6 protein-coding genes are annotated in these 7,167 nt (G+C 54.7%); all 6 read left to right on the top strand.

What is annotated here, in order from left to right; genetic code table 11:
* The coding region (locus KQI83_RS00030) for a sporulation protein YunB (RefSeq protein ID WP_216553822.1) at positions 1-607 on the top strand (607 nt) is incomplete at its 5' end.
* An 82-nt stretch (positions 608-689) separates the two neighbouring features.
* Positions 690-1,112, top strand: coding sequence for a hypothetical protein (locus KQI83_RS00025; RefSeq protein WP_216553821.1), 423 nt, complete (start codon positions 690-692; stop codon positions 1,110-1,112).
* Between the two features lie 285 nt (positions 1,113-1,397).
* A complete protein-coding gene (miaB, locus tag KQI83_RS00020; protein WP_253295438.1) occupies positions 1,398-2,798 on the top strand; it encodes a tRNA (N6-isopentenyl adenosine(37)-C2)-methylthiotransferase MiaB in 1,401 nt (466 codons plus the stop codon).
* A gap of 237 nt (positions 2,799-3,035) precedes the next feature.
* Positions 3,036-3,443, top strand: coding sequence for a YlbF family regulator (locus KQI83_RS00015; protein WP_216553820.1), 408 nt, complete (start codon positions 3,036-3,038; stop codon positions 3,441-3,443).
* Between the two features lie 145 nt (positions 3,444-3,588).
* On the top strand, positions 3,589-6,192 hold the full coding sequence (gene mutS, locus KQI83_RS00010; protein WP_216553819.1) for a DNA mismatch repair protein MutS: 2,604 nt from the start codon (positions 3,589-3,591) through the stop codon (positions 6,190-6,192).
* A 338-nt stretch (positions 6,193-6,530) separates the two neighbouring features.
* Positions 6,531-7,167 (top strand): DNA mismatch repair endonuclease MutL (gene mutL, locus KQI83_RS00005; RefSeq protein WP_216553818.1); only part of this gene is annotated, 637 nt, incomplete at its 3' end.

The following is a 7,167-nucleotide window of genomic DNA, read 5'->3' as shown; positions in this document are numbered from 1 at the left end:
AGATGTGTATAAGAGACAGGTATTTCTGGCGATCGTCATCCTGCTCACCGTCTACGCGGAGCTTGCGGTCAAGCACCAACTCCGCGACGTCATCATCCGTGATATGCAGACGCTGTCCGAACAGGCTGTCACCATGGCGGTGGATGACTTTTTGGAGGAGCATGCCGATACGGGGAACAGGATGTGCGACATCACCTATGACAACGGCTCTGTCGCCGCGATCTCGACCAACGCCGCTTTCGTCAATGCCGCCAAAACCTACATCACCGAACACGCGCAGGACTGCATCGACCGCCTGTCCCGTACACAGGGCATCAGTGTGCGGCTCGGCAATTTCACGGGCTTGGTGTTCCTGTCGAACTTCGGCCCCGAGATCCCCTTCTCCGTCGACAGCACCCAGACCGTATCCTGCGAATTCCAAAGCAGCTTTGCGTCCGCGGGCGTCAACCAGACCGTCCACCACATCACCGTCACCGTGTATGTCGATCTCTTGATCTACGGTCCGATACGCGTCGGCGAGACCGTGAGCACCGAATCCGCCTTCGAGATCGCCCAGACCGTCATCGTCGGCACGGTACCGTCCTACAGCGGCGTGGTATCATATTGACTTGTGTCGGATGCTGTGTTAAACTGGGTGCGGTGATAAAATGCGACATTTTGACTATAACGAGTTCAGGGTGCAGTTCAGTATGCTGCACGACCAGCTTCTGACCGACGCCGCTTATGAGAACGACATTTTGAGATTGACCTTCGGTGAATTCAGGATCTTTCGCGAGGATTATTCCGATGAAACCTACTATGAGCGATACAAGGACTATCGGGAATGTACGCTCGAGATCCACCTGCACACCTTCCCCGTTGAGGATTTGAATGAACCGACCCTTTGCATTTTGAAAGGGGAGAGGTTCAAATGTATGAAGATGGATTATGATATATTGGTCGATTTCCTTCGGTCGCTTCGTGCGCGGTTTACCTTTGCGGCCGTTTCGAATAACGACGAGCTCGAATTGCAGATGCTTTCCTCTCACGATAGTGTAATGAAACGCAAGTATCGGGACTGTGAATATCGGCTCAGCGTCTTTGCCAACGCGTTTGATTTTATATGGAGATGAACCTTCGTCGCCTGTCTTGCTGACAGGCGGCTTTCTTTTACGGCCATCCCAATATTTTGCGTGAAAATGCTTGAAAAGGCGGATATATTGTGCTATAATACTACGGATAATAGGATTATAATGTGCAGATATGCGCATTTGTCTATAATATTTAAGAATCATCATAGGGGACCCCAAAAAGCCCCTGCTTTTTGGGGAGAGGAGGAACCGCCACATGAGGTCAAGGCATACCAACCGGATATGCCTGCCGAATACGGCGAGTGACGACGAACGGAGGAATACAATTTGTCTGAAACCGTCAAGATGTCCGACAGTCAAATTGAATATCTGAACCTGACCGCCGAGCTGATGAGCATCCGCAAGCGCGGTGATGTTCCTCTGGCGTATGTCCGCACCTACGGCTGTCAGCAGAATGTCGCCGACAGCGAGCGCATCAAGGGTATGCTCCGAAAAGCCGGCTACAGCTTCACCGAGAATGCGGAAGAAGCGGACTTCATCCTGTTCAACACCTGCGCGGTACGCGAACACGCCGAGGACAGGGTGTTCGGCAACGTCGGCGCTCTGAAAAAGCTCAAGCACCGCCATCCGCAGATCCTGATCGCGTTGTGCGGCTGTATGATGGAGCAGGAGCATGTCGCGAAACGGATCCACGACAGTTTTCCGTTCGTCGGACTGGTATTCGGCACTCACTGTATGCACGAGTTCCCCGAACTGCTCTATAAAAGTCTCGTGGACGGCTCGCGCGTCTTTGTCCGCGATAACGACGACAAGAAGGTCTATGAGGGCATCCCGACCTGCCGTGACGGCAAGTTCAAGGGATGGCTGCCGATCATGTACGGCTGTGACAACTTCTGCACCTATTGCATCGTGCCGTATGTGCGCGGCAGAGAACGCAGCCGTCAGCCTGAGATCATCATTGCGGAAGCGAAGGAAATGATCGAACAGGGCTACAAGGACATCACCCTGCTCGGACAGAACGTCAACAGCTACGGCAAGGGCCTCGACCCGCGACCGACCTTCGCACAGCTGATCGGCGAGATCGACAAGATCCCCGGCGATTATTGGCTGCGCTTTATGACCTCGCACCCGAAGGACTGCACCCATGAGCTGATCGATACCATCGCCGAAAGCGAGCATATCTCGCTCCATCTGCACCTGCCGTTCCAGTCGGGATCGGATCGGGTGCTCAAGGCGATGAACCGTCACTATGACCGCGCGAAGTACCTCGATATCGTCAACTACGCCAAAGCGCGTATCCCCGATGTATCCCTGACCTCCGACGTCATCGTCGGCTTTCCCGGCGAGACCTATGAGGATTTTCAGCAGACCTTGTCGCTGATTCGCGAGGTGGGCTTCACCTCGTTGTTCACCTTCATCTTCTCACCCCGCAACGGCACCCCCGCCGCACAAATGGACGACCCCGTCTCTGATGAAGAGAAGGGCAAGTGGTTCCGCGAGCTATTAGCCGTGCAGGAGGAGATCGCCGCCGAGCGATGCGCCTCGATGGTCGGCAGAGTGGAGAAGGTGCTCGTCGAAGAAAAGGCGAAGAAAGAGGGCAGACTCTGCGGCAGGACATCCGGCAATATCATCGTCGAATTCGACGGCGACGACAGCCTGATCGGCGACTTCCATAACGTCAGGATCACTCAGGCAAGGAATTGGATCCTGACGGGAGAGTTAGCATAGGCTCCCTTTGGTAAAGGTGAGGTGTTGTCCAAATCTTTGATTTGGGCTACAACTCCCATACACCGGAGAGCTCCCGCCGAATGGCGGGTGAGGGATTGCATCAATGGAGCAAAGCGACCAACCGAAAAAATGGTTGTTCGCTGACGCTCGGTCAATCAATACAATTCATCCGTCACCGTAGGGTGACACCTTCCTTTCCCAAAGGAAGGCAGTATAATTCTAAAGGAGAAATATAACATGGCAGACGTAATTGCAATCGCTAGACAACTCGGACACGCGATCCAGGAACAGGAAGAGTATAAAACCATCATGACCGCGAAGGACGCGGCTGATAACGATGAAGCCTTACAGGCTTTGATCACCGAATTCAATATCAAGCGCGTCGCGATCAACGCCGAGGCGTGCAAGACCGACCGCGATGACGAGACCCTCAAAAAGCTTAACGAGGAAATGCGCACCGCTTACTCCGATATCATGAACAACGAGCACATGAAGGCATACAACGACGCAAAGCAGGCGTTCGATAAGGTGCTCCAGCGCGTCCTCGCGATCGTTCAGCAGAGCGCCGAGGGTCAGGATCCCGACACCACCGATTTTTCCGAGGACTGCACCCACGAGTGCTCCACCTGCGGAGGATGTGGCTGAGACGGCACCTTGGTGCCGCGGTGAATGGTGAACGGTGAATGGTGAACGGTGCCGGTCACTCGCTTCGCTCAAACAATTCTATTTGTTAACTAACTAACTAACTACTAACCACTGACCACTGACCACTGAGAAAGGAAGTGAGGATATGGCGGAGTTATCTCCGATGATGCAGCAATATTTTAAGATCAAAGAGGAGAACAAGGACAGCATCCTGTTCTTCCGACTCGGCGATTTCTATGAAATGTTCTTTGAAGACGCCAAGCTCGCTTCCAAGGAACTGGAGCTCACCCTCACCGGCCGTGACTGCGGACAGGAGGAGCGCGCGCCGATGTGCGGCGTACCCTTCCATTCCGCCGAGAGCTACATCGCCCGACTGGTCGAAAAGGGCTACAAGGTCGCGATCTGTGAGCAGACCGAGGATCCCAAAGCCACCAAGGGACTTGTCAAGCGCGATATCATCCGCGTCATCACACCCGGCACCGTCATGGAATCCTCCATGCTCGATGAGAGCGAGAACAACTACATCTGCTCACTGTACGCGGACAAGCGCTATACCGGCGTCGTGTTTTGCGATATCTCCACCGGTCAGCTGTTCGTATCCCGCTTCAAAAGCGACCACAGCTTTTCTCAGCTCAAGGATCAGATCACTTCCTATAACCCTCGGGAGCTGTTGATCTCCGGCAAGCTCGCGCAGAACAAGGTGCTGCACCTGTTCATCAAAGAAAAGCTCCCCAACGCCGCGGTATCTCATCCCGATGAAAGCCGCTGCGGATTGCTCGAATGTACCGCTTTGCTCGAACAGCATTTCAGCAAAGAGAATATGGACAAGATCGCCGACTCGAATGAGCTGATCATCGCGCTCGGCGTGCTGATGTCCTATCTGAAAGATACACAAAAAACAGGTCTTGAGCGTATCGACACCATCGAGCTCTACGTAGAAGACCAGTACATGAAGCTCGATTTCAATACCCGCCGCAATCTGGAGCTCACCCGCACCATGATCGCGAAGGAAAAGAAACATTCACTCCTCTGGGTGCTCGATAAGACCAAGACCGCTATGGGCAAGCGCCTGATGAAGTTCTGGGTCGAGCATCCTCTGATGAATATCACGACGATCCTAAAGCGCCAGAACGCCGTCGAGGAGCTGGTGAACGACACCGTCAACCGTTTGGAGCTGACGGCGAACCTCACCGGTATCTTCGATATCGAGCGCCTGATGACCAAGATCGTCTACGGCTCCGCCAACGCGCGTGAACTGCGCTCGCTGTGTCAGGCGCTGACCAACCTGCCCGCGCTCAAAGCGACCCTTGAACCCTTCAAATCCAAGCTCCTGCACGAGCTGTACCGTGACATCGATCCGCTCGATGATATGCGCGCGCTGATCGATGAGGCGATCGTAGAGGATCCGCCCTTTTCTGTGCGTGAAGGAGGCTTGATCAAAGAGGGCTACTCCGCGCCGCTGGATGAGCTCAAGCATGACATGAACGACTCCACCTCTCTGCTCGCCCGCATCGAAGCGGAGCAAAAGGAGCAGACGGGGATCCCCAAGCTGAAGGTCGGCTACAACCGCGTCTTCGGCTACTATATCGAGGTCACCAATTCCTACAAAAATCTGGTGCCCGAGCACTACATCCGCAAACAGACTTTGACCAACTGCGAGCGCTATATCACACCCGAGCTCAAAGAGATCGAGAGCCGCATCCTCGGCGCCAAGGAGCGATCGGTCGCCATCGAGTATGAGCTGTTCAACGATGTGCGCGAGCAGATCGCGCTCAACCTCGACCGTATCGAACGCACCGCCAAGGCGATCGCCGCGCTGGATGTACTGGTATCGCTCGCCAATGTAGCGGCGGACAACCGCTATACCCGTCCCGACGTCACACAAAACTCGGTCATCCGTCTCAAGGACAGCCGCCATCCCGTTGTGGAGGCGCTGCTCAGCGACGCGATGTTCGTCCCGAATGACGTCCTGCTCGATAATATCGACAACCGTATCGCGATCATCACCGGCCCCAATATGGCGGGTAAATCCACCTATATGCGGCAGGTCGCGCTGATCGTGCTGATGGCGCAGATGGGCAGCTTTGTGCCTGCGTCCTATGCCGAGATCGGTCTTGTCGACGCGATCTTCACGCGCGTCGGCGCGTCGGACGATCTCGCGTCCGGTCAGTCCACCTTTATGGTGGAGATGAACGAGGTCGCCAACATCGTTTCTCACGCGACTTCCAAGAGCCTGCTGATCCTCGACGAGATCGGCAGAGGCACCTCGACCTACGACGGCATGAGTATCGCGCGCGCGGTACTGGAATTCGTCGCCGATAAAAAGAAGCTCGGCGCACGCGCCCTGTTCGCGACCCATTACCATGAGCTTACGGTGATGGAGGAGCTGCTCGACGGCGTCAAGAACTATAACATCGCCGTCAAAAAACGCGGCGACGAGATCACCTTTTTGCGCCGTATCGTACCCGGCGGCGCCGATGAAAGCTACGGCGTTGAGGTCGCTAAATTAGCCGGTCTGCCCGACAGCATCATCGAACGAGCCAAAGAGATCTTGGCGGAGCTCAATTCATCCGCTCCGCAGGAACATATTCAGCACGAAGCACCCGCGCGGGAGGACAGTATGCAGCTCAGCCTCATGCCCGATACCGACAGCATGATCCTCAAAAAGCTCCGCGCGGTAGACGTCAACACCTTAACGCCCATCGAGGCGATGAATCTGCTGTATGAACTGAAAGGTATGGCGGAATAGGTGAATGGTGAATGGTGAATGGTGAACGGTGAAGGTGCCGGTCACTCGCTTCGCTCAAACAATTCTATTGTGATGATAGTATGGAGTGGGATCGATCTCACATATACAAATCGTCATTGCGAAGGGCGCTGATCTTTTGATGTCTGTATACAAATCGTCATTGCGAAGGGCGCAGCCCTGTGGCAATCTCAACCGATAAAGGCTCCCTTTGGTAAAGGGAGCTGTCTGCAAAGCAGACTGAGGGATTGTATAAACTGTTTGAGGCGGAGCCGAGTTGCATTTATTATTCAGTTTTCAATTTTCAGTATTCATTAACCGACGAAAGGAGGCAACTGCATATGGGAAAGATAAACGTACTCGATAAGCACGTCGCGGAGTTGATCGCGGCGGGCGAGGTCGTCGAGCGCCCTTCTTCCGTCATCAAGGAACTCGTCGAGAATTCCATCGACGCCGGCGCGACCGTCATCACCGTCGAGATCAAAAACGGCGGCGTCACCTTTATGCGTGTCTCCGACAACGGCTGCGGTATCCTCAAGGAGGATATCCGTCCCGCGTTTATCCGCCATGCGACCTCCAAGGTAAAGGAAGAGGATGACCTCGACGCGATCGCGACCCTCGGCTTCCGCGGTGAAGCGCTCGCCAGCGTCGCTTCCGTATCTCACCTCGAGCTGATCACCAAGGCGCGTGAGGAAGAGATCGGCACCCGCTATCTGATCGAAGGCGGGGAAGAAGTGCTCTTTGAAGACGCGGGCTGTCCCGACGGCACCACCTTCATCATCCGTGACCTCTTTTACAATGTGCCCGCCCGCATGAAGTTCCTCAAAACCGATATGGCGGAGGGCAACGCCGTATCCAATGTGATCGACAAGATCGCGCTGTCTCACCCCGAGATCGCGCTTACCTATATCAAGGATTCCAAAAACGTCCTGCGTACCGCGGGCGACGGCAAGCTACTCCTGTCTCTTATACACATCT

This window comes from Roseburia sp. MSJ-14 (assembly GCF_018918225.1).
Classification (GTDB): domain Bacteria; phylum Bacillota; class Clostridia; order Lachnospirales; family Lachnospiraceae; genus Petralouisia.
The sequence above is the reverse complement of the archived record's forward strand: the minus strand, read 5'-3'. Positions and strand labels throughout refer to the sequence as shown.

Bases quoted from the DNA above. Each gene is read 5' to 3' on its own strand.
- KQI83_RS00025 (WP_216553821.1), top strand. From the start codon at position 690: ATGCTGCACGACCAGCTTCTGACCGACGCCGCTTATGAGAACGACATT.
- KQI83_RS00015 (WP_216553820.1), top strand. From the start codon at position 3,036: ATGGCAGACGTAATTGCAATCGCTAGACAACTCGGACACGCGATCCAG.
- mutS (WP_216553819.1), top strand. From the start codon at position 3,589: ATGGCGGAGTTATCTCCGATGATGCAGCAATATTTTAAGATCAAAGAG.